Consider the following 23,211-nt stretch of genomic DNA (forward strand, 5'->3'; position numbering starts at 1 on the left):
CAGCATTGTTATGTTCGTTTTCGCGCATTCAGGGTATCTACCAGCGCCATTGCCAGGCCGACCAGCATGCCGGTCAGGTGTGCTGGAATGACAGCGGACTGAGTAAAGACCTCAATAACCAACCAAATCACCGCAAACGCCAGCAGCCCGCGCTGCATCTGAATGCCGCTGTCGGGATCGCGCTCTCCACGCAGCCAGACATAGCCCATCAGCGCAAACACCGTGCCTGAAAGGCCGCCAAACAGCGGGCCGGTAAATTTTGCCTGCATAAAACCGCTCAGCAGGGTGGAGATAAGCGTCAGCGTCAGCAGTTTGCCGGTGCCGAGGCGTTTTTCCAGCGCGCCGCCTAAATACCACCACCATAGTAGGTTAAAGAGGATATGCAGCAAGGAAAAATGCAGCAATCCGTGCGTGAAATAACGCCAAAACTCAAAGCGCTGCTCGGGTACGAGCGGCCAGCCAAGCACGGAGATCACCGGGCCGAAGCCCACGATATTGAGCAGGACAAACAGCGCGATACACACGCCGATGACGATAAGCGTCAGCGGGCCGGCGCGCTCTTTGATGGTGGCGAAAAATGGATAGCGTTTATAGCTGAAACCCACGCCGCTGTGGCCGGTGCTCCAGCTGGCGGCCTGGTAGCGCGGGTCGCCAGGGTTTGCGACGAACTTTTCCAGCTCGGCGCGGACATACTGTACCTGGTTCTCATCCGCCAGCCAGACATCGCTTTGCGTATGTTGCTGAATCGTAAGAATAACGCCCTGAGTTGCCATGTAATCGACAAAAGCCTGCGCCACGCGCGGGTTGGCGAAAGAGGTAATCATGATCATGAAAGTTTAACCAACTTCGTCTATTTACCCGTCATACTTCGAGCCGTAGGCGTCAGGTTTCCTACGACTGAAATTATTTAGGGTAAAGCTTTTATTAAGGCAAGCAGTATACCTGCAGGGAGCGACAAGGGCTGAACTTTACGCGCCGTGAGCGACTTCAGCCGGGAAATGGCGGTGCCAGGCATCAAAGCCCCCATCGATGCTGTAGACCTGGTCATAGCCTTGCTGCAGCAGATATTGAGCGGCGCCTTTGCTGCTGTTGCCGTGGTAGCACATCACCATGACCGGCGTGTCGAAGTCGGTTTGCTGCATAAAATTCACCAGCGTGTCGTTGGTGAGGTGGTAAGCCTCCGGCGTGTGTCCCATGGCAAAGCTCTGCGGATCGCGGATATCCACCAATACCGCCTGCTGCTGCTGGAGTTTCTGGTGTGCTTCTTCCACACCAATACATTCAAATTGATCCATGGTTTTACTCGTCGAGAAAGAAAGGAAACAAGGGGCATGTTAAGGCATCGCGCCCCGCTGGCGCTGATATTAACGCCAATATGTTATCCATATCACGTAGAAATGTTTTTATTTCGTTACCAAAGCGAGCGAACACTTGCTATCATGAGCGATATCGAACATTTTTGAGCTTTAACGAAAGTGCGTGAGGGCAACATGGAAACCAAAGATCTGATTGTTATTGGCGGTGGAATCAACGGCGCCGGTATTGCGGCGGACGCCGCTGGCCGCGGGTTATCCGTGTTGATGCTGGAGGGACAGGATCTGGCCTGCGCGACCTCTTCCGCCAGCTCGAAGCTGATTCACGGCGGCCTGCGCTACCTGGAACATTACGAGTTTCGTCTGGTAAGTGAGGCGCTGGCCGAGCGTGAAGTGCTGTTGAAAATGGCGCCGCACATTGCCTTCCCTATGCGCTTTCGTTTACCGCACCGGCCGCACCTGCGCCCGGCGTGGATGATTCGCACCGGTCTGTTCATGTACGACCATCTGGGGAAACGCACCAGTTTGCCTGCCTCTACCGGCTTGCGTTTTGGCGCAGATTCAGTGCTGAAGCCTGAGATTGTGCGCGGTTTCGAATATTCGGACTGCTGGGTGGATGATGCTCGCCTGGTGCTGGCCAATGCCCAAATGGTGACCCGAAAGGGGGGTGAAGTGAAAACGCGTACCCGCGCCACCAAAGCTACCCGCGAAAACGGGCTGTGGGTCGTTGAAGCGCAGGATATTGATACCGGCGAAACCTTTACCTGGCGCGCGAAAGGCCTGGTGAACGCCACAGGTCCGTGGGTGAAAACCTTCTTTGATGAAGGGCTGCACCTGCCTTCGCCTTACGGTATCCGCCTGATCAAAGGCAGCCACATCGTGGTGCCGCGCGTGCATACCCAGAAGCAGGCCTACATCCTGCAAAACGAAGATAAGCGCATTGTGTTCGTGATCCCCTGGATGGATGAGTTCTCCATCATCGGCACCACCGACGTGGAATACCACGGCGATCCTAAAGCGGTGCAGATTGATGACAAAGAAGTGAGCTACCTGCTGAACGTTTATAACGCGCATTTCAAAAAGACGCTGACCAAAGACGATATCGTCTGGACCTACTCTGGCGTGCGTCCGCTGTGTGATGACGAGTCTGATTCTCCGCAGGCGGTGACCCGTGATTACACTCTCGATATTCATGACGAAAATGGCCAGGCACCGCTGCTGTCTGTCTTCGGCGGTAAGCTGACGACATACCGTAAGCTGGCCGAGCATGCGCTGGATAAGCTGGAGCGTTACTACCCGAATATCGGCCCGGCCTGGACCAAAGATTGCCGCCTGCCCGGCGGTGATATCGGTGGCGATCGCGATGATTATGCGGCAAAACTGCGTCGTCGGTACGGTTTCCTGACCGAAAGCCTTGCCCGCCACCTGGCCCGCACCTATGGCAGCAACAGCGATCTGGTGCTGGGCGATGCCAAGAGCTTGAGCGACCTGGGCGAAGATTTTGGCCATGAGTTTTATGAAGCCGAGCTTCGCTACCTGGTTGAACATGAATGGGTCAGATGTGCGGAAGATGCGCTGTGGCGCCGCACTAAACTGGGCATGTGGCTGGATGAAGAGCAGCAGGCGCGGGTGGCGCAGTGGCTGGTAAAGCAGGCGGCTAAAGCGGGATTGTCGCTGGCGTCTTAAAGAGAGTTGAACCCTTTTCAGTCCGAGTGTTGGCAGGTTCCGCTCATCTTCAGATTTTTATCCCCCCTCTCCCCTATGGGGAGAGGGCCGGGGTGAGGGGCTGAAACTAGCCTTCAGAACATTTTCGGCTAAACCCCATACCCCATCATCTTCAGCAATTTCTGTGCATGCAACACCGCGTCCTGGCGGTGCGCCACGCCCAATTTCTGATACAGATTCCGGATATGCGTTTTGATCGTGGTGGCCGCGACATCCAGCTCCCCGGCGATCTGCTCGTTGCTATAGCCGGAATAAATCAGCCCCAACACCTGCCATTCTCGCTGCGTCAGTGGACTGGTGCGGATAAGCTCGGGCACTTCCGGGTGATTCAGCAGGCGGTTCACAAAGCTTTCATCAAAGTGAGCAAACTTATGGCGGTGATGCTGGTTTATCTCTCGCAGGATACGCTGAGCGCGGTGCTGATCCAGCTCCGGCAAGGTGTTGAGCTGAATAAGCTGGCGCAGCTGCTGCGCCATCGCTTCGCCTTCAATCACAAAGTGGCTGATAAACCCGGTGCGGTTTGCCAGCGCCAGAGCTTCCAGCAGCACGCGCTGAGCGTCACTCTTTCTGCCCGCCTGCCAGTAAAGCTGGTTGAGCAGCAGCAGGTTGCGGTTAAGGTCGCTCATCAGACGCAGGCTACGGGCGTTTTCGTTAAGTTCTTCCAGCACTATTTCCGCCGGTTCGTATTCACCCAGCAGGATTTGTACGCGGGCGATATTACGCCATTGGCTTTGCAGGAAATGATTATTGGCAAATTCAGGCTTCGGCGTCTGGCGCAGCCAGTTTGCTGCCGATTTTTTATCGCCAGTCATCTGCCAATAAATCACCCGCACCTTGTCGGCATTGGAAACCCAGTCGCTGTGCCAGGGACCGTTCCCAAGCAAATTTTCGAGGCGGTTAAGGTGATTGCGAGCATTATCCAGGTCACCGCGCGCCAGAGAGCATTGTACCAGCAGCGCCAGGCACTGGAGCTGTTGCTGCGGCTGGAAGCTGGAAAGTACCTCCATCCCGCTGCGGGCTGCCGCTTCGGCCTCATCCAGCCGGGCCCAGGCCCAAAGCAGCTGAGCGCGGATACGCTGTAAAAACTCATGCAGAGGCAATTGCTCGAGGTGCTGTTCGCGGATCAGCACAAAGGCTTTTTCCTGGGTTTCCCAGGCGGCCTGTAAGAACCCCTGAGCCAGCAGAATTTCGCTTTGCTGTATCAGGCTCCACAGCGCGTAGTGCCAGACATCGTGGCGGCGGGCCATTTGCTCTGTCTGCTGCATAACGGAGAGCGACTTCGTAAGATCGCCTTTGCAGTGCAGCACTTCGCCGTGAACCGAAGTCGCCACGATGCGGCTGTAAAAATTGGCCAGCGGCAGCATTTCCAGCGCGACCATGGCAAGGCGCTCGGCTTCCGCCGGATCGCCGGCGTTGATGGCAACCTGGGCTCTCAGGGCGTTGAATTCGCCGTGCAGCGTGTCGTCGATAACCAGGTTCATTTCCTGTTCGGCGCGAGCCAGCAGGGTATTTACTTCGCCATAGCGGTGCTGGCTTTGCATCAGCCAGGCCTGCAGCAGCACAAGTTTTGGGTTTTCCAGCAGGCTTTCCCAGGGCAGCGCCTTAAGCGACTCCTCGAGGAGCGTCAGTTCGCTGTGGTTAAACAGCGCCCAGGCGTGGCCCAGCAAAATATCGCGCAGCATATTGGCGTCGCCTGCCGCCAGCGCGTGGTGAATAGCCTCGCTGGGGAAGCCTTGCGTCATCCAGCTTTCGGCGGCCGCCCGATGAATATCCGGCAGCTCTGCGGCCAGTTCCCACTGGCAGCGCTGGCGAAGGAAGCTGCCAAACAGCGGATGGAAGCAGAACCATTCGCCGGAATCGTCCATTCGCTGCAGGAACAGGCCCTGACGCTCAATCTCTTCCAGCCGCATCTGGCCATTTTCTTCGCCGGTGACCTGGATTATCAATGCGTCATTCATTGAGCGCAGGATGGAGCTTCTCAGCAGGAAGTTGCGGGTATCGGCATCAACGTTGTTCAGAACTTCATCCACCAGGTAATCTGAAAGATGGCTGGCGTTAATGCCTGACAAACGGCGGGCAGAATGTTGAGCCGGGGTATTGCTCTGACGTGCGGACAGGGCAATTAACTGGAGCGCCGTCACCCAGCCTGCAACGTCATCACACAGGCGACTGCTGTCCGCTTGTTCAATCGGCGTTGTCAGGCGGTTGTCGAAGAACTGTTTGGCTTCCTGATGCGTAAAGGCGAGCTGCTGACTCCCTATTTCCAGCAACTGGTCGCGCACCCGGAGATTGGCAATGCCAAGCTGTGGGAGATTGCGCGACAGAATCACCAGCGTCAGGTTTTCTGGCTGGTGACGAATGAAAAAGCGCATGGCTTCATGAATAACCGGGTTGGCAATCAGATGATAATCATCAATTACCAGGTACAGCGGTTTGTCCCATCCCGCCAGCTCAATGAACAGCTGAGAAAAGAGCGAAGACAGGCTGGCATATTGCCGCTTTTGCGCCATGATTTCGCTACTGGCGCAGTGGCCGCCGGTGGCGTGCTGCACGGCGGCAATCAGGTAGCTGGCAAAGCGCTCCTGCTGGTTATCTCCCTCATCAAGGGAATACCAGCCCAGCTCTTTTCGCCCCGCCGCCCACTGCGAGACGAGGGTTGTTTTACCATAACCGGCCGGGCTGGCGATCAGTGCTAACCGATAGTTGGCGGCAGTTGAAAGCTTCACCAACAGGCGGTCGCGAACCACAGTGTTTTCCAGCCGAGCGGGGCGACTTAATTTGGATGGGATTAACATAGTTGATCACTTCACTGTGTATAAATTTCCCCGACGTATTCCGCGCCGCAAGGCGGTCTAACCGCACTGCAGAAGGAATCATGGAGGGAAATATTCAAGGATGCGATTTTTTTTACGCTTCGTAATTAATGCTTACGGATAAGGTCTGCCAGAATGCTTTTTATTGCAAGGTTGTTGAACTTTCCGTGCTCGGTAAGTTGCACCCTGTCACAGTTCCATTTTTTTCATGAATACGTTTGCTCACTCCCTATGGCAACACGGCTGAAACCTGTTACATCGCCGCATCGAGTGGCAGAGATCACATTTTTCACTCATCCTCGCTACTCCTCCCCGCGTAATCCGCGCCGGGAGGAGGAAGTCCCCCAGGCTGCCCGGCACACTAGCGGGTAATGATTTTCGAACATTACAGGACCGATTTCCTATGTCACAGCCGATTTTCAGTAAAGAACAGTTCCAGTCCGCTCTGACGCGCCAGTGGCAGCGTTACGGCCTCCATGATGCCAGTGAAATGACTCAGCATCAGTGGTGGCAGGCGGTTAGCGGGGCGCTTGCAGAGCTTTTAGCGGCTCAGCCAGCGGCAAAACCTGAAGCCAGACAGCGCCACGTAAACTACATCTCGATGGAGTTTCTGATAGGCCGTCTGACGGGGAATAACCTGCTTAATCTTGGCTGGTTCACTGAAGTGGGCGATGTGCTGAAGGATTACCAGATAAACCTCACCGATTTACTGGAAGAAGAGACGGATCCGGCCTTAGGCAACGGCGGGCTGGGCAGGCTCGCGGCCTGCTTCCTGGACTCAATGGCCACGGTCGGGCAATCGGCCATCGGCTACGGCCTCAACTATCAGTACGGATTGTTCCGCCAGTCCTTTAAGTACGGCAAACAGCTGGAAGCCCCGGATGACTGGCAGCGCGGGAGTTACCCCTGGTTTCGCCACAACAGCGCGCTTGATGTGCAGGTGGGCATTGGCGGGAAGCTCGTGAAGGACGGTAAGCATTCGCGCTGGGAGCCAGCCTTTATTTTTCAGGGCGAGGCGTGGGATTTACCGGTGCTGGGCTACAGAAACGGCGTGGCTCAGCCGCTGCGCCTGTGGCAGGCAAAGCATGCCCATCCGTTTGATCTGACGAAATTTAATGACGGCGAGTTTCTTAAGGCCGAGCAGCAGGGCATTGACGCTGAAAAGCTAACCAAGGTGCTCTATCCGAATGACAATCACCTGAACGGCAAAAAGCTACGTCTGATGCAGCAGTATTTCCAGTGTGCCTGTTCGGTGGCTGACATTCTACGCCGCCATCATCTGGCAGGCCGCAAGCTCGCCGAGCTGCCGGACTACGAAGTGATTCAACTGAACGATACCCATCCAACTATCGCTATCCCTGAGCTGCTTCGCGTGCTGATTGACGAGCATCAGCTGAGCTGGGACGACGCCTGGGCGATGACCAGTAAAACCTTCGCTTACACAAACCACACTCTGATGCCTGAAGCTCTGGAGTGCTGGGACGAGAAGCTGGTGAAGGCACTGCTGCCGCGTCATATGCAAATCATCAATGAGATTAACAAACGCTTTAAGCTGCTGGTCGACAAAACCTGGCCAGGAGATGAAGCCGTTTGGGCGAAGCTTGCCGTGGTGCATAGCAAGCAGGTTCGTATGGCTAACCTGTGCGTGGTCGGCGGCTTTGCGGTGAATGGCGTTGCAGCGCTTCACTCTGAGCTGGTGGTCAAAGACCTGTTCCCGGAATACCACCTGCTGTGGCCCAATAAATTCCATAACGTAACGAACGGCATAACGCCGCGCCGTTGGATCAAACAGTGTAACCCGGCGCTTGCCGCGCTGTTCGACAAGACGCTGAAGAAAGAGTGGGCGAATAACCTCGATGTGCTGGAAGGGCTGGAAAAGCACGCTGACAACGCCAAATTCCGCCAGACCTGGCGTGACATCAAGTATCAGAACAAAGTGAAGCTGGCTGCATTTGTGAAGGCTCGTACCGGTATCGTGATTAACCCGGATGCGTTGTTCGACGTGCAAATCAAACGTCTGCACGAATACAAACGTCAGCACCTGAATCTGTTGCATATCCTGGCGCAGTACAAAGAGATTCGTGAGAATCCGAAAGCAGACCGCGTGCCGCGCGTTTACCTGTTTGGCGCGAAGGCGGCTCCGGGCTATTACCTGGCCAAAAATATTATTTTTGCGATCAACAAAGTGGCCGAGGCGATCAACAGCGATCCGCTGGTAGGTGACAAACTGAAGGTCGTTTTCCTGCCGGACTATTGCGTCTCTGCGGCGGAGATCATGATCCCGGCGGCAGATATTTCCGAACAGATTTCGACTGCCGGGAAAGAGGCATCCGGCACCGGCAACATGAAGCTGGCGCTGAACGGCGCGCTGACGGTGGGGACGCTGGACGGTGCTAACGTTGAAATTGCGGAGAAAGTGGGTGAAGAGAATATCTTTATTTTCGGCCACACCGTCGAACAGGTTAAAGCCCTGAAAGCCAAAGGTTATGATCCGGTGAAATGGCGCAAAAAAGATAAAGTGCTGGATGCCGTGCTTAAAGAGCTTGAGCAGGGCAAATACAGCGAAGGAGATAAACACGCCTTCGATCAGATGCTGCACAGCATCGGCAAAGAGGGCGGCGACCCTTATCTGTTGATGGCGGACTTCAGCGCCTATGTCGACGCGCAGAAGCTGGCCGACAAACTTTATCTGGACCAGGAAGCCTGGACGCGCGCGGCAATTCTGAACAGCGCTCGCTGCGGCATGTTCAGCTCCGATCGCTCAATCCGCGATTATCAACAACGTATCTGGCAGGCAAAACGCTAAGGGAGCGCCATGGAGAGCAAACGTCTTGATAACGCCGCTCTGGCGGCGGGTATCAGCCCGAACTACATCAACGCCCATGGCAAACCGCAGGCTATTCCCGCGGAGACAAAACAGCGTCTGCTGGAGGCTATGAACCGTACCGCTGTGCCAAAAAAGTCTGCCGATCCTGTGCCAGCGGTTCAGGTTTTCACTGCCGGGCAGCGGATGCAGCTGGCGCTGGACGGTGAGGGTGAATTTAGCTGGGTGCTGACAACTGAAGAAGGCTATGTTCATCACGGACAGATCTCCGGTGGGAAGAAACTCACGCTGCCGGCTAAGCTGTCGGAGGGCTATCACTCTCTGGTGGTAACCCGACAAAAGCAGAGCTGGACGAGCCGAATTATCGTCGCCCCGCCGCGCTGCTATGAGCCGGACGCGTTACTGCAGGGCAAAAAGCTGTGGGGGGCATGTGTGCAGCTTTACACGCTGCGCTCGGCGGCTAACTGGGGCATCGGCGACTTTGGCGATCTGAAGCAGATGCTGGGGGATGTGGCGAAGCGGGGCGGCGCGTTTATTGGCCTCAACCCGATTCATTCGCTTTACCCGGCTAACCCGGAGAGCGCCAGCCCGTACAGCCCTTCGTCACGCCGCTGGTTGAATGTCATCTATATCGACGTCAACGCGGTAGAAGATTTCCAGAACAGCAAAGCGGCGCAGGCGTGGTGGAAAAAATCCACCGTGCAGAAACAGCTCCAGGACGCGAGAGATACTGAGTGGGTGGATTATTCCACCGTTACGGCCCTTAAAGTTGCGGCGCTGCGTTTAGCGTGGCGGCAGTTCTCGCTGCGTAAAGTCAGTGATGAACAGGTTGTCGCGTTTGGTCGGTTTGTTGCGGAAGGAGGAGAAGGGCTGTTCTACCAGGCCGCCTACGATGCGCTTCATGCCAGCCAGGTTAACGAAGATCCTCTGCGCTGGGGCTGGCCGGTTTGGCCGGAAGGCTATCGCGACGCCCATAGCCCAGAAGTGAAGCAGTTTTGCGAGCAACATCATGATGAGGTTAACTTCTGGCTGTGGCTGCAGTATCTCGCCTGGCGTCAGTTTAAGGCCTGCTGGGATGCCAGCCAGCAAGATGGGATGCCGATTGGTCTTTATCGCGACCTTGCGGTGGGCGTGGCGGAAGGTGGCTCTGAAACATGGTGTGACCGTGAACTCTATTGCCTGAAAGCCTCCGTTGGCGCACCGCCGGATATTCTTGGCCCGTTAGGCCAAAACTGGGGGCTGCCACCGATGGATCCCCACGTGATGGCCGCTCGCGGCTATCAGCCGTTTATCGAACTGCTGCGCGCGAATATGACCCACTGCGGCGCCCTGCGCATTGACCACGTTATGTCGATGCTGCGGCTGTGGTGGATCCCCTACGGCGAGACGGCGGATAAAGGCGCCTATGTGCAGTACCCGGTGGACGATCTGCTTTCGATTCTGGCCCTGGAAAGCCAGCGTCACCGCTGCATGGTGATTGGTGAGGACCTCGGTACCGTACCGGTTGAAATCGTCGGCAAGCTTCGCGACAGCGGCGTTTATTCTTACAAAGTGTTGTACTTCGAGCACGACGGAGAGAAGCAATTCAGAGCCCCGGCAACATGGCCAAAGCAGTCGATGGCGGTCGCTACAACGCATGACTTGCCTACGCTGCGTGGCTACTGGAATAGCGGAGATTTAACGCTGGGCAAAACGCTGGGGCTTTATCCTGATGAAGAGGTGCTCGCGGGGCTGTATGAAGACCGCGAAAGGGCCAAACAGGGATTGCTGGACGGGCTGCATCAATACGGCTGCTTGCCGAAACGGGCGGGGCATAAGGCCGCGTTAATGACGATGACCGACACGCTCAACCGTGGCATGCAGCGTTATATCGCCGACAGCCATAGCGCGCTGCTGGGGCTGCAGCCGGAGGACTGGCTGGATATGGCTGAGCCGGTGAATATTCCTGGTACCAGCTCCCAGTATAAGAACTGGCGGCGCAAGCTAACCGTCTCGCTGGAAGCGATGTTTGCCGATGAGCGAGTGAATAAGTTGCTGAAGGATTTGGATAGGCGGCGTAAGAAGACGTAGTTTCGTCTCACGTTTCTCGGTCTATTCCCTCTCCCTTTTAGGGAGAGGGTTAGGGTGAGGGTCAAACTAATAGTAAGAGTGCTCACCGCGCTGGTGTTCGGTCAGGTCGCGAACGCCTTTCAGCTCAGGGAACTCAGCCAGAAGCTGTTTCTCGATCCCTTCTTTCAGCGTCACATCCACCATAGAACAGCCGTTGCAGCCGCCGCCAAACTGCAGAATGGCATAGCCTTCGTCGGTAATTTCCATCAGCGTGACGCGGCCACCGTGACCAGCCAGCTGTGGGTTAACGGTTGCCTGCAGCATATACTCAACGCGCTCCATCAGCGGCGCGTCGTCAGAAACCTTACGCATTTTTGCGTTAGGGGCTTTCAGCGTCAGCTGGGAACCGAGCTGGTCGGTGACGAAGTCGATTTCGGCATCTTCCAGGTAAGGTGCGCTCAGCTCATCAACATAAGCCGTTAACTGCTCGAACGGCAGCGCCGTGTCGGTCGCTTCAACCGCATCCGGCGGACAATAAGACACACCACACTCCGCATTCGGGGTGCCAGGATTGATTACGAATACGCGGATTTGCGTCCCTTCTTCCTGATTTGCCAGCAGCTTGGCAAAGTGGGATTGTGCAGCATCGGAAATACGGATCATAACGATTGCTCAATAGTTGACTATTTTAGTCGGTTATAATACGCCCATCGTCGAGGGTCTACAAGGTTCGACACAGGCACCATACCTGGACAGTCGCCGCGCCCTGCCTTTTCAGCAATCGCGCTATCTCCGCAACAGTACTACCCGTCGTCACGACATCATCCACAATCGCCATATGGCGACCCGCGACGGGAATTTCAACCCTAAAGATGCCTTTCAAATTCCTCTGTCGCTCCTTTGCCGTCAGCGTGTGCTGGGCTGGCGTAGAGCGTATGCGTTTGATTGCAGAGGGATAATGCTCCCGGCCCAACCAGTGTGAGAGTGGGGTAGCAATTAGTGCGCTTTGGTTATAGCCGCGCCGCCACGCTCGGGTGTGGTGCAGCGGGACACTCAAAATAGTATCTGGCAAATGAAGCCTGCCCTCTCGCCTGGCAGCCAGAATACGCAGCAGCAAAAGACGGGCTAAGGCCGGTGCCAGCGAGGGCGTTCCGGTAAATTTCAGGTGATGAATCAGCGTGCTTAACGGCGGCAGGTAGTCTGTTACAAAGGCCATTTCGTCCCACTCAGGCGCGCTTCGCAGACAGCGTCCGCAGGGCAAATGACCGCTCAACGCCGGTAAACCGCACTGCAAACAGCAGGCCAGGGGCTGAAGCAATGAGGTAGTGCAGCATGAGCAAATGCCCCATTTCGGGCAGGCAAGCGGTAACCGGCATAGCCAACAGCGGCCAGGGATTGTTAGCATAGCGTTCTCCTTGCTGATGAAAATGAGAACGGTAACTGATGAGTGAGCTGTGGTGGCAAACAAAAGGTGAAGGAAAAAACGATCTTGTGCTGCTGCACGGATGGGGGCTGAATGCGGAGGTCTGGCACAACATCGAAGCAGAACTCGGCTCGCAATTTCGGCTGCATCTGGTCGACTTGCCGGGGTATGGCCGGAGCAAGGGGTTTGGTGCGTTAACGCTGGAGCAAATGGCCGACATCGTGCTGACTAAAGCCCCTGAACAAGCCATTTGGCTTGGCTGGAGCCTTGGCGGGCTGGTGGCAAGTCAGGTAGCACTCGTCAGGCCTGAGCGTGTTAAGGCGCTGGTGACGGTGGCTTCCTCACCCAGTTTTACCGCCTCAGAAAACTGGCCGGGTATTAAACCTGACGTGCTGACCGGGTTCCAGCGGCAGCTAAGCGAAGACTTTCAGCGTACGGTGGAACGCTTTCTGGCGCTGCAAACCCTCGGCACGGAAACCGCGCGCCAGGATGCTCGCCTGCTGAAAACCGTTGTGCTGGGGCAGCCGATGCCGGAGGTGGCCGTGCTTAATGGCGGGCTTGAGATCCTGCGAACCGCCGATCTGCGAGAGGAACTTTCGCATTCTGCAATACCGCATTTACGCCTGTATGGCCGACTTGACGGGCTTGTACCACGTAAAGTGGTTCCGCTGCTGGACGCCCTGTGGCCACAGTCCAGTTCGGTAATCTTCGACAAGGCTGCCCACGCGCCGTTTATCTCTCATCCGGCTGAATTTTGCCAGACGTTGCTAGCCTGGGAACAACAACTTTTTTAGCGGCCGGGCAGTAAAAAGGCGGAATAATCCGCCTTTCATTTTAGCTTAACGCAGCGCCCACAGTTCCCGGGCGCACTGTTTTCCTTCCGGACAGCTTTTGCAGCTTCCCGTCAGGCAACTGCTCGGGTCTTCGCTGATGCGTATGGCTTTGCCCATTGCTTCCAGGCGATCGAGCATGGCGGCGACCAGCGGCAGAGGTGTGGCAAGCTGCTGGCTAATCTGCTTCGCTTCCAGGCGGCCCTGAAGCGCCAGGGCGTTACGGATATCAATCAGGCTTGCCATCATCGCACCTTAGTGGCAGTCGCCGGCGCTGCTCTGGCAGCAGGACGACGGCGTTTTTCTGGTGGACAGCAGGGATACATCTACGCGGCTTCTTGCCCGGCGCAGCCCGCCAAGCAGCAGGACGTTGAACAATACCACCGCGAGGATGCAAACCAGGCTGAACTGCGGGTGCTCGCGGAAGGTGACGCTCTGGTAGTAAAGCGTGGAGAGCGAATAGGCAATGTTCAGCCCCCAAAGCACGGAAAATGTCATCCAGCCCCGGCTCGATTCGCGGGCGATGGCCCCCATCACCGAGATGCACGGAATATAGAGCAAAACGAAAATTAGATAGCTGTAGGCGGCGGCTTCGCTGCCGAATTTTGTGCTCATCACGCCCATCGGCCCGGAAGACATTTCGCCGTCGCCTTTGCTTGCCTCAATCGGGTTCGCCAGCACGCTCAGGCTGAAGGTGTTTTTTAGCCCCTGCCAGGTTTCATCGGCGGCAGCGCCCAGTTCATCAAGCAGGTTAAAGCTTGCGGCATCAAACTCTTCATTATGAATATCTTCGGCGGTATAGAGGGTATTTAACGTACCGACCACAACTTCTTTGGCCATCGCACCGGTGAACAGCCCAACGGTAGCCTGCCAGTTGTCATCATGGACACCAATCGGCTTAAGCAGCGGCGTTAATACGCGGCTGACGGAGGCAAGGGCAGAATCGTTGATGCTATCTACCGGCTTGCCGCTAAAGGAGAAGCTGTTCAGGGCACCGATGAAAATACTGACGATCACGATGACCTTCCCGGCGCGAAGCACGAAGCCTTTCAGGCGCTGCCAGGTTTGTAAAATCAGGCTCTTGAGGTGAGGGACGTGGTAAACCGGCAGCTCCATGACAAACGGCGAAGCTTCGCCGCGCATGATGGTATGCTTCAGCATCAGGCCGGTGAGAATAGCCATGACAATGCCGAGAATATAAAGTGAGAACACCACCAGCGCGCCCTGCTGGCCGAAGAATGCGGCAGCAAACACCGCGAAAATCGCCAGGCGGGCGCCGCAGGACATAAACGGCGCCATCATGATGGTCATCAGCCTTTCGCGCGGCGCATCAAGCGTGCGGGCACCCATGACCGAAGGCACGTTACAGCCGAAGCCGACAATCAGCGGCACAAAGGATTTACCCGGTAAACCCAGCGACTGCATCAGGCGATCCATCACAAAGGCTGCGCGCGCCATATAGCCGGAATCTTCGAGGAAGGAGAGGAACAGGTACATCATGCCGATTTGTGGCACCAGCGGCAGCACGGTATTGATCCCGCCGCCGATGCCCTGGGCCAGGAAAATCGTCAGCCATTCCGGGAAGTGCAGCGTATAACCGAGCCACTGGATGCCGTGAATGAATATCGCCACCGAGCCGCCATCAAAAATGGGCTGCAGCGCGCCGCCGATGTTAATCGCCAGCAGGAACATCAGGTACATCACCAGCATGAAGATTGGCAGGCCGAGATAGCGATTGAGGATGATTTTATCCATCGCCACCGTCAGTCGGTTTGGTTCGGCGGTCAGGCTATTACTCACCGCGTCGCAAATGGAAGCGATGCTTTGGTAACGGGCATCCGCGATCAGCAGCGCGGGATCGTCAACTGTTTCAGCCAGGCGCGCGCGCGCTGCGTCAAGTTTGTCCGTGAAATTGCCCGCATAAGCGAGGCTGTAGATATCGCCTTCCAGCATCTGCAGCGCCAGCCAACTGCGTTGCGTCACCGGCATTTCCTGCGGCATATCCTCGGCCAGTTTTTTTGCCTCTTGCTGTAAAACCTGCGGATAGTGCACCAGCTCGTTTTTCTCGTTGGGCTGCTTGCGGTCAATGGCGAGCTTCAGGCTTTCAATGCCGCGCCCGCGAGTAGACACCAGCGGCACCACAGGGCAGCCAAGGCGAGCGGCAAGCGCGTCGATGTCGATGCGAATCGCCTGTTTCTCGGCAATATCCAACATATTGAGCGCCACCACGCACGGGATACCCAGCTCGAGAAGCTGCAGCGTCAGGTAGAGGTTACGCTCAAGGTTAGAAGCATCCACTACGTTGATTAACAGATCGGCATCGCCGCTCAGGATGTAGTGACAGGCGATTTGCTCATCAAGCGAAGTTTGCGACGAAATGGTGGTGAGGGAATAGGTGCCGGGTAAATCAACCAGCGTCACCTGGTGCTCAAGGGTGGAAAACTGACCTTCTTTGCGTTCTACGGTAACGCCAGCCCAGTTCCCCACGCGCTGGCGGGCACCCGTCAGCTGATTAAATAAGGTGGTTTTCCCCGAGTTAGGATTGCCGATTAAACCTATGGTTAAGTTTTTCATTTTATTCGTGAACTTCGTTGAGTGTGCAAAAAGCGCGGACGCTTCCCCGCCATTACGCTACGGCTTCAATATTGACCAGCGCGAGATCTTTTTTACGCAGCACCAGGCTTACGCGGCGCGTTTCGATATGAATAGGGTCGCCGAGAGGCGCCACGCGGACGACGTTGAATGAAGAACCCGGCAACATGCCGAGGGATAATAATTTTTGGCGATAAGCCGGACTGATTTCACTGGCGAAGCCGGTAATTTTCCACGCGCTATTCGGTATGAATTGCATAAGACCTACTTAGAGCTGGGCTCTGCATTGACGCTGACTGAACGATCGTTTTTTTTCACGAGTCATGCATGTAATAAAAACGAATTAAACTATCGGAAGAAAGAGAAGAAATATCGTCCAATGCAATGATAATGAGAATGGTTACTGTCGACAATATATATTTTTCTTAGCGAATTTAACCAAAAATACGTATTTTTCTGGCTGGTTTTGCGGGGTGGCCATTAATGAACTAAAGCGGATAATTTCTTAATTATATGAAAAATAGAAGAATGGCTTATCGTTGGTGAGCGATGAATGTTATTTCGCTATTGCCGATGTTACAAGGATGATAATTACTGGTTTCACGGTGGAGTAATTATTGAAAATTGATTTAGATCAAGAGTCGGTTATTTTTCTGCCTTTGCAGGCGACTGCAGAAATAAAACCTCTCCCCGAAGGGAGAGGTTAAACAATTAACGCTTCTTGCCCATCGCGGCGGCGAGTGCATCCATCATCGCGCTGTTTCCACCGCTGGCATTTTCGCGCCCGCGCGGTTTTTGCTGCGCTGCTGGCCTGCCTTTTTGCTCGCGAGGTGCGTTGTTGCCCCCATTACCGCGACGGCTGCCACCTTCGCCAGGCTGCTCGTCAAGACGCATGGTCAGGGCGATGCGTTTCCGCTGCAGATCGACTTCCAGGACTTTGACTTTAACGATATCGCCCGCTTTCACCACTTTATGCGGATCGTCGATGAATTTGTCCGACAGGGAGGAGATATGCACCAGGCCGTCCTGATGTACGCCGATATCGACAAAGGCGCCGAAGTTGGTGACGTTGGTCACCGCGCCTTCCAGCACCATACCCGGCGTCAGGTCGTTCATGGTTTCCACGCCTTCGGCAAACTGTGCGGTCTTAAACTCAGGGCGCGGGTCACGGCCCGGTTTTTCCAGCTCTTTAATAATGTCCGTCACGGTAGGGACACCGAAACGCTCATCGGTAAACTGGCTGGCCTTCAGATCGCGTAATTCGCTGCTGTTGCCCATCAGGTCCTGCAGCGCCTGCTGAGTGGCGGCCAGAATACGTTCGACCACCGGATAGGCTTCCGGGTGTACGGTAGAGGCATCCAGCGGGTTATCGCCGTGGTTGATGCGCAGGAAGCCCGCACACTGCTCAAAAGCTTTGGGCCCCAGGCGGCTGACTTTCAGCAACTGCTGGCGGTTCTGGAAGCGGCCATTTTCGTCGCGCCAGTTGACGATGTTCTGCGCCATCATGCGGGTCAGGCCAGCCACGCGGGTCAGCAGCGGCACGGAAGCCGTATTGAGATCCACGCCAACGGCGTTCACGCAATCTTCGACGACCGCATCCAGTTTTTTCGCCAGCTGAGTCTGGCTGACATCGTGCTGATACTGGCCTACGCCGATAGATTTCGGGTCGATTTTCACCAGCTCGGCGAGGGGATCCTGCAGACGGCGGGCAATGGAGACTGCGCCGCGGATGGACACGTCCAGATCCGGGAATTCCAGCGCCGCCAGCTCGGAAGCTGAGTAAACGGAAGCGCCGGCCTCGCTGACGATCACCTTCTGGGCGGTGACTTTCGGGAACTGTTTTTGCACATCCAGGAAGAAGCGCTCGGTTTCACGGGAGGCTGTACCGTTGCCGATAGCGACCAGCTCGACGTTGTGTTTTTCACAAAGGGCAGCCACGGCCACGGCGGCTTTTGCAGCCTGACCGGTATGCGGATAAATAGTATCGGTTGCTACCAGCTTGCCGGTGGCATCAACCACCGCGACTTTTACCCCGGTACGCAGGCCCGGATCGAGACCCATGGTGGCGCGCAGGCCAGCCGGAGCTGCCATCAGCAGATCGTGAAGGTTGCGGGCGAAAACGTTAATAGCTTCGTCTTCGGCGCGTTCGCGCACGGTGCCCATTAGCTCGGTTTCAAGGTGCATTAACACCTTGATGCGCCAGGTCCAGCTCACCACGGCCTTGCGCCAGCTATCGGCAGGGGCATTGTTCAGGCGCAGACCCAGATGATTAATGATCAACTGCTCGCAGTAGCTCTCGCGCGGCGGCTCATCAAACTGCGGATCGGCATTCAGCGACAGCTGTAAAATACCTTCGTTACGTCCGCGGAACATCGCCAGCGCACGGTGGGAAGGAACGGTGGCAATGGCTTCGCGGTGGGCGAAGTAGTCGCGGAATTTGGCGCCTTCTTCCTCTTTGCCGCTTACAACGGCGGAAACCAGATGCGCATTTTTCCACAAATAGTCGCGCACTTTCGCCAGCAGCGCGGCGTCTTCAGCGAAGCGCTCCATCAGAATGTAGCGTGCGCCGTCCAGCGCGGCTTTGGTGTCGGCCACGCTTTTGTCGGCGTCCACGAAGCGAGCAGCTTCCTGCTCCGGGTCGTGTGAAGGTTCGTTCCACAGTAAATCCGCCAGCGGCTCAAGACCTGCTTCGATGGCGATTTGCCCGCGGGTACGGCGCTTGGGTTTGTACGGCAGGTAAAGGTCTTCGAGTTCGGTTTTGCTCAGCGTGCCGTTGATGGCACCGGCAAGTTCGTCACTCAGTTTACCCTGCTCGGCAATAGATTTGAGGATGGACTGACGGCGCTCCTCCAGCTCGCGCAGGTAGCTAAGACGAGTCTCCAGTTGACGCAGTTGCGTGTCATCCAGACCGCCGGTGACTTCCTTACGATAACGTGCAATAAACGGCACGGTATTCCCTTCATCCAGCAGGCGAACGGCGGCTTCCACCTGTTCGTTTCTGGCCTGAAGCTCACCCGCAATAATGCGGCAAAGCGAATCATTCATCATGGCTTTTCATCTGTGTAGTACGGAAAATTCAGCAAACAGTTATACGGATCGGGGCGCGAAAATGCCAGCCGACGACCCACGGATATTGGGTTTCAGACAGTTCTGTGCACATTACTCGGGTTTAGGGTACTCAATTTCATTGACGTACCACTGCGCCTCTCCCGCCGGCGTTTGCACCACGGCTAAATCACCCACTTCTTTTTTGAGCAGCGCGCGTGCCATCGGCGAATCAATAGAAATGTAGTCCTTGCGGCCAAAGATTTCGTCGTAGCCGACGATGCGAAAGCGCAACAGGTCGCCGTCGTCGTTTTCGATTTCGACCCACGCGCCGAAGAAGACTTTGCCTTCCTGCTGCGGTGAGTAATCGACGATTTTCAGTCGCTCAAGAGATTTGGTGATGTAGCGAACCCGGCGGTCAATTTCACGCAGGCGTTTTTTGTTGTACTGATAGTCGGCGTTTTCGCTGCGATCGCCGAGGCTGGCGGCCCAGGTCACTTTTTTGGTCACTTCGGGGCGCTCTTCACGCCACAGATAATCCAGCTCTTTTTTGAGCTTTTCGTAGCCTTCGCGGGTGATTAACGGCGTTTTCATCTTTCTGCCCTACAGCCTGTAAAATCAGAGTGTGATTTAAACCGATGCTCAATAAGGAATGCAACCGGCGCATTTTGGGAAGCAAGTCACCAAATTTTGATTTAAAACGTTGATAACCGACTGTTTAATATGCTTTGTAACAATTTCGACTAGAATGTATACCAGAATTGACTGGTTGTATTAGCGCAGTTTTTTAAGAATACACACTCAACTGTTCGAGCCTTTGGGAGTACAAACGATGCAAGAGAACTATAAAATTCTGGTGGTCGATGACGACATGCGTCTGCGCGCGCTGTTAGAGCGTTATCTCACCGAGCAGGGCTTCCAGGTTCGCAGCGTCGCTAACGCCGAACAAATGGATCGCCTGCTGACCCGTGAATCCTTCCATCTGATGGTGCTGGATCTCATGCTGCCGGGCGAGGATGGTCTGTCTATCTGCCGCCGTCTACGCAGCCAGAGTAACCCGATGCCGATCATCATGGTCACTGCGAAAGGCGAAGAAGTTGACCGTATCGTCGGCCTGGAAATCGGCGCGGATGACTATATTCCGAAGCCGTTTAACCCGCGTGAGCTGCTGGCCCGTATTCGTGCGGTTCTGCGTCGCCAGGCGAACGAACTGCCGGGTGCGCCTTCTCAGGAAGAAGCCGTTATCGCTTTCGGTAAGTTCAAGCTGAATCTCGGCACTCGTGAAATGTTTCGTGAAGACGAGCCAATGCCGCTGACCAGCGGTGAGTTTGCGGTGCTGAAAGCACTGGTCAGCCACCCGCGCGAGCCGCTTTCCCGCGACAAACTGATGAACCTGGCCCGTGGCCGTGAATACTCCGCGATGGAACGTTCTATTGACGTGCAAATCTCCCGCCTGCGCCGCATGGTGGAAGAAGATCCGGCGCATCCGCGTTATATCCAGACCGTTTGGGGTCTTGGCTACGTCTTTGTCCCGGACGGCGCTAAGGCATGAGGCGAGTTCGCTTCTCCCCCAGAAGCTCGTTTGCCCGTACGCTGTTGCTGATCGTCACCTTGCTGTTCGTCAGCCTGGTGACGACTTATCTTGTCGTTCTGAACTTCGCGATTTTGCCGAGCCTGCAGCAGTTTAATAAGGTGCTGGCGTACGAAGTCAGAATGCTAATGACCGACAAACTGCAGCTTGAAGACGGCACCCAACTTGTGGTGCCGCCTGCGTTTCGGCGAGAGATTTACCGCGAGCTGGGTATTTCACTTTACTCCAACGAGGCGGCGGAAGACGCTGGCCTGCGTTGGGCGCAACATTACGAGTTTCTGAGCCAGCAAATGGCGCAGCAGCTTGGCGGCCCGACCGAAGTGCGCGTTGAGGTGAACAAAAGCTCCCCGGTTGTCTGGCTGAAAACCTGGCTGTCGCCGAATATCTGGGTCCGCGTTCCGCTGACCGAAATCCATCAGGGCGATTTCTCCCCGCTGTTCCGCTACACGCTGGCGATCATGCTGTTGGCGATAGGCGGTGCATGGCTGTTTATTCGAATACAAAACCGACCGCTGGTCGACCTGGAGCACGCTGCGCTGCAGGTCGGTAAAGGAATTATTCCTCCTCCCTTGCGCGAATATGGCGCTTCGGAAGTGCGGTCTGTGACGCGGGCGTTTAACCATATGGCCGCGGGCGTTAAACAGCTGGCCGACGATCGCACGCTGCTTATGGCGGGCGTCAGCCATGACCTGCGCACGCCGCTGACGCGTATTCGCCTGGCGACCGAAATGATGGGGCAGGAGGATGGCTATCTGGCCGAGTCGATTAACAAAGATATCGAAGAGTGTAATGCAATTATCGAACAGTTTATCGACTACCTGCGCACCGGGCAGGAGATGCCGCTGGAGATGGCGGATCTCAACAGCGTGCTCGGGGAAGTGATTGCGGCAGAAAGCGGCTACGAGCGAGAAATCGATACCGACCTGCAGGCCGGCGAAATTCGCCTGAATATTCATCCGTTGTCCATCAAGCGTGCTGTGGCCAACATGGTGGTGAACGCAGCGCGCTACGGCAATGGCTGGATCAAGGTCAGCAGCGGCAGCGAGTTAAACCGCGCCTGGTTCCAGGTGGAAGATGATGGTCCGGGCATTGAGCCAGATCAGCTTCAGCATTTGTTCCAGCCGTTTGTGCGTGGCGACAGCGCCCGCAGTACCAGTGGTACCGGGCTGGGCTTAGCCATCGTGCAGCGCATCATCGACAACCATAACGGAATGTTGGATCTCGGGAAGAGCGAGCGGGGAGGGCTGCGAATCAGGGCTTATCTCCCGCTGCCGATAACCCGGGTGGTAACTCACCGGGAAAGCTAGCTGGCCTGTGGCCCAATAAAAAACGAACCCCGAAGGGTTCGTTTTTTTTCGCCTAATGCTTCAGATTTACAGCTTCGGGCCGGCTTCGACCAGAGCTGCACCGGCAGGAGTATCGGTGTATTTCTCGAAGTTCTCGACAAACAGCTTCGCCAGCTGCTCAGCTTTTTCCTGCCACTGCTCCGGAGACGCGTAGGTATTACGCGGATCCAGAATCTGGGTATCAACGCCCGCGAGGGAGGTTGGAATGGCAAGGTTAAACATCGGCAGCGTAAAGGTTTCTGCGTCGTCCAGCGAGCCGTCGAGAATCGCGTCGATGATCGCGCGGGTGTCTTTAATTGAGATGCGTTTGCCGGTGCCGTTCCAGCCGGTATTCACCAGGTACGCCTGGGCGCCGGATGCCTGCATGCGTTTCACCAGCACTTCAGCATACTGCGTTGGGTGCAGCGACAGGAACGCCGCGCCGAAGCAGGCGGAGAAGGTTGGCGTTGGCTCAGTCACGCCGCGTTCGGTACCCGCCAGTTTGGCGGTAAAACCGGACAGGAAGTGGTACTGAGTCTGGTTCGCGGTGAGGCGGGAAACCGGTGGCAGTACGCCGAAGGCATCCGCAGTCAGGAAGATAACTTTGGTTGCGTGGCCCGCTTTCGATACCGGCTTAACGATATTGTCGATGTGATAAATCGGGTAAGAAACGCGGGTGTTTTCCGTTTTGGACGCATCATCGAAGTCGATGGTGCCATCAGCACGGACGGTCACGTTCTCCAGCAGCGCATCGCGGCGAATTGCGTGATAGATATCCGGCTCTGCCTCTTCTGACAGGCGAATGGTTTTGGCGTAGCAGCCGCCTTCAAAGTTAAACACGCCGTCGTCGTCCCAGCCGTGCTCATCGTCGCCAATCAGGCGGCGTTTCGGGTCGGTAGAAAGCGTTGTTTTACCGGTGCCGGACAGGCCGAAGAACACCGCCACATCCCCTTTTTCACCGACGTTTGCCGAGCAGTGCATGGAGGCGATGCCCTTCAGCGGCAGCAGGTAGTTCATGATAGAGAACATCCCTTTTTTCATCTCGCCGCCGTACCAGGTGCCGCCGATAAGCTGCATACGCTCAGTCAGATTAAAGGCGACAAAGTTTTCGGAGTTCAGGCCCTGTTCTTTCCAGTCTGGATTGGTACATTTAGCCCCGTTCATCACCACAAAATCAGGCTCAAACGTCTCCAGTTCTTCGTCCGTTGGGCGAATAAACATGTTTTTCACGAAGTGGGCCTGCCAGGCAACTTCGGTGATAAAACGCACTGACAGGCGGGTATCGGCGTTGGCGCCGCAAAATGCGTCGATAATAAACAGGCGTTTGCCCGAAAGTTGATGAGTGACGAGCCCTTTAAGCTGGTGCCAGGTCTCTTCGGAAAGCGGTTTGTTATCGTTTTTGCCTTTACCGTTGTCAGCCCACCATAAGGTGTCGCGGGTGGTGTCATCGCGGACGATGTATTTATCTTTTGGAGAGCGGCCGGTGAAGATCCCGGTATCTACGGAGACGGCGCCTAATTTAGTGACCACACCGCGCTCAAAACCCTGCAGATTTGGGTCGAGCTCTTCGCGGTAAAGAGTGTCGTAATCGGGGTTATAGACGACTTCGCTGACGTCATGAATGCCATAAGCCTTGAGATCTTGCGGGGTTATGCCTTTAACTCGCATTTCACTGCTCCTT

At 55.8% G+C, this 23,211-nt stretch carries 17 protein-coding genes; 6 read left to right on the forward strand and 11 right to left on the reverse strand.

Annotated features, from left to right (window positions below; genetic code table 11):
• Positions 1–8: 8 nt before the first annotated feature.
• Together glpG and glpE are read right to left on the reverse strand one after the other, a co-directional pair.
• Positions 9–830, reverse strand: coding sequence for a rhomboid family intramembrane serine protease GlpG (gene glpG, locus F3J29_RS17535; protein ID WP_008457895.1), 822 nt, complete (start codon positions 828–830; stop codon positions 9–11).
• Between the two features lie 138 nt (positions 831–968).
• A complete protein-coding gene (glpE, locus tag F3J29_RS17540) occupies positions 969–1,295 on the reverse strand; it encodes a thiosulfate sulfurtransferase GlpE (protein WP_166867995.1) in 327 nt (108 codons plus the stop codon).
• A gap of 195 nt (positions 1,296–1,490) precedes the next feature.
• On the opposite strand from glpE, the gene glpD reads away from it, so the two are divergent.
• A complete protein-coding gene (gene glpD / locus F3J29_RS17545) occupies positions 1,491–2,999 on the forward strand; it encodes a glycerol-3-phosphate dehydrogenase (protein WP_166867997.1) in 1,509 nt (502 codons plus the stop codon).
• A gap of 128 nt (positions 3,000–3,127) precedes the next feature.
• Here glpD and malT read toward each other — a convergent pair whose 3' ends face one another.
• Positions 3,128–5,833 carry an HTH-type transcriptional regulator MalT gene (gene malT, locus F3J29_RS17550; protein ID WP_166867999.1) on the reverse strand — a complete coding sequence of 902 codons (2,706 nt, stop codon included), beginning with the start codon at positions 5,831–5,833 and terminating at the stop codon, positions 3,128–3,130.
• A gap of 421 nt (positions 5,834–6,254) precedes the next feature.
• Here malT and malP point away from each other — a divergent pair, with 421 nt between their 5' ends.
• Together malP and malQ are read left to right on the forward strand one after the other, a co-directional pair.
• A complete protein-coding gene (gene malP, locus F3J29_RS17555) occupies positions 6,255–8,657 on the forward strand; it encodes a maltodextrin phosphorylase (RefSeq protein WP_166868001.1) in 2,403 nt (800 codons plus the stop codon).
• 9 nt (positions 8,658–8,666) lie between these two features.
• Positions 8,667–10,745, forward strand: coding sequence for a 4-alpha-glucanotransferase (gene malQ / locus F3J29_RS17560; RefSeq protein WP_166868003.1), 2,079 nt, complete (start codon positions 8,667–8,669; stop codon positions 10,743–10,745).
• Positions 10,746–10,811: 66 nt separating this feature from the next.
• On the opposite strand, the gene nfuA is transcribed toward malQ, so the two are convergent.
• Positions 10,812–11,387, reverse strand: coding sequence for a Fe-S biogenesis protein NfuA (gene nfuA, locus F3J29_RS17565; protein ID WP_008457887.1), 576 nt, complete (start codon positions 11,385–11,387; stop codon positions 10,812–10,814).
• Positions 11,388–11,445: 58 nt separating this feature from the next.
• Positions 11,446–12,129 (reverse strand): DNA utilization protein GntX, encoded by a 684-nt coding sequence (gene gntX, locus F3J29_RS17570; protein ID WP_166868005.1) that lies wholly within the window; start codon positions 12,127–12,129, stop codon positions 11,446–11,448.
• A 38-nt stretch (positions 12,130–12,167) separates the two neighbouring features.
• On the opposite strand from gntX, the gene bioH reads away from it, so the two are divergent.
• Complete coding sequence (bioH, locus tag F3J29_RS17575) at positions 12,168–12,941, forward strand: pimeloyl-ACP methyl ester esterase BioH (protein WP_166868007.1); 774 nt, start codon at positions 12,168–12,170, stop codon at positions 12,939–12,941.
• 45 nt (positions 12,942–12,986) lie between these two features.
• Here bioH and feoC read toward each other — a convergent pair whose 3' ends face one another.
• From feoC to greB, 5 genes are all read right to left on the reverse strand, one after another.
• Complete coding sequence (feoC, locus tag F3J29_RS17580) at positions 12,987–13,223, reverse strand: [Fe-S]-dependent transcriptional repressor FeoC (RefSeq protein ID WP_166868009.1); 237 nt, start codon at positions 13,221–13,223, stop codon at positions 12,987–12,989.
• 9 nt (positions 13,224–13,232) lie between these two features.
• Positions 13,233–15,551, reverse strand: coding sequence for a Fe(2+) transporter permease subunit FeoB (gene feoB / locus F3J29_RS17585; protein ID WP_166868012.1), 2,319 nt, complete (start codon positions 15,549–15,551; stop codon positions 13,233–13,235).
• A 52-nt stretch (positions 15,552–15,603) separates the two neighbouring features.
• Complete coding sequence (gene feoA / locus F3J29_RS17590; RefSeq protein ID WP_008457875.1) at positions 15,604–15,828, reverse strand: ferrous iron transporter A; 225 nt, start codon at positions 15,826–15,828, stop codon at positions 15,604–15,606.
• Between the two features lie 452 nt (positions 15,829–16,280).
• Positions 16,281–18,617: a Tex family protein gene (locus tag F3J29_RS17595; RefSeq protein ID WP_166868014.1), complete on the reverse strand. Its 2,337-nt coding sequence runs from the start codon at positions 18,615–18,617 to the stop codon at positions 16,281–16,283.
• 111 nt (positions 18,618–18,728) lie between these two features.
• On the reverse strand, positions 18,729–19,208 hold the full coding sequence (gene greB, locus F3J29_RS17600) for a transcription elongation factor GreB (RefSeq protein WP_038478036.1): 480 nt from the start codon (positions 19,206–19,208) through the stop codon (positions 18,729–18,731).
• A 238-nt stretch (positions 19,209–19,446) separates the two neighbouring features.
• Between greB and ompR the strand changes: the two genes are divergently transcribed.
• Together ompR and envZ are read left to right on the forward strand one after the other, a co-directional pair.
• Positions 19,447–20,166 (forward strand): osmolarity response regulator transcription factor OmpR, encoded by a 720-nt coding sequence (gene ompR, locus F3J29_RS17605; RefSeq protein ID WP_006177890.1) that lies wholly within the window; start codon positions 19,447–19,449, stop codon positions 20,164–20,166.
• Positions 20,163–21,512: a two-component system sensor histidine kinase EnvZ gene (envZ, locus tag F3J29_RS17610; protein WP_039288465.1), complete on the forward strand. Its 1,350-nt coding sequence runs from the start codon at positions 20,163–20,165 to the stop codon at positions 21,510–21,512. The genes ompR and envZ overlap by 4 nt, the downstream gene beginning before the upstream one ends.
• A 66-nt stretch (positions 21,513–21,578) precedes the next feature.
• On the opposite strand, the gene pckA is transcribed toward envZ, so the two are convergent.
• Entirely contained in the window at positions 21,579–23,198 is a 1,620-nt protein-coding gene (pckA, locus tag F3J29_RS17615; RefSeq protein WP_166868015.1) for a phosphoenolpyruvate carboxykinase (ATP), read from the reverse strand.
• Positions 23,199–23,211 lie beyond the last annotated feature (13 nt).

It is taken from the genome of Enterobacter sp. Cy-643, from assembly GCF_011752815.1.
GTDB lineage: Bacteria > Pseudomonadota > Gammaproteobacteria > Enterobacterales > Enterobacteriaceae > Cedecea.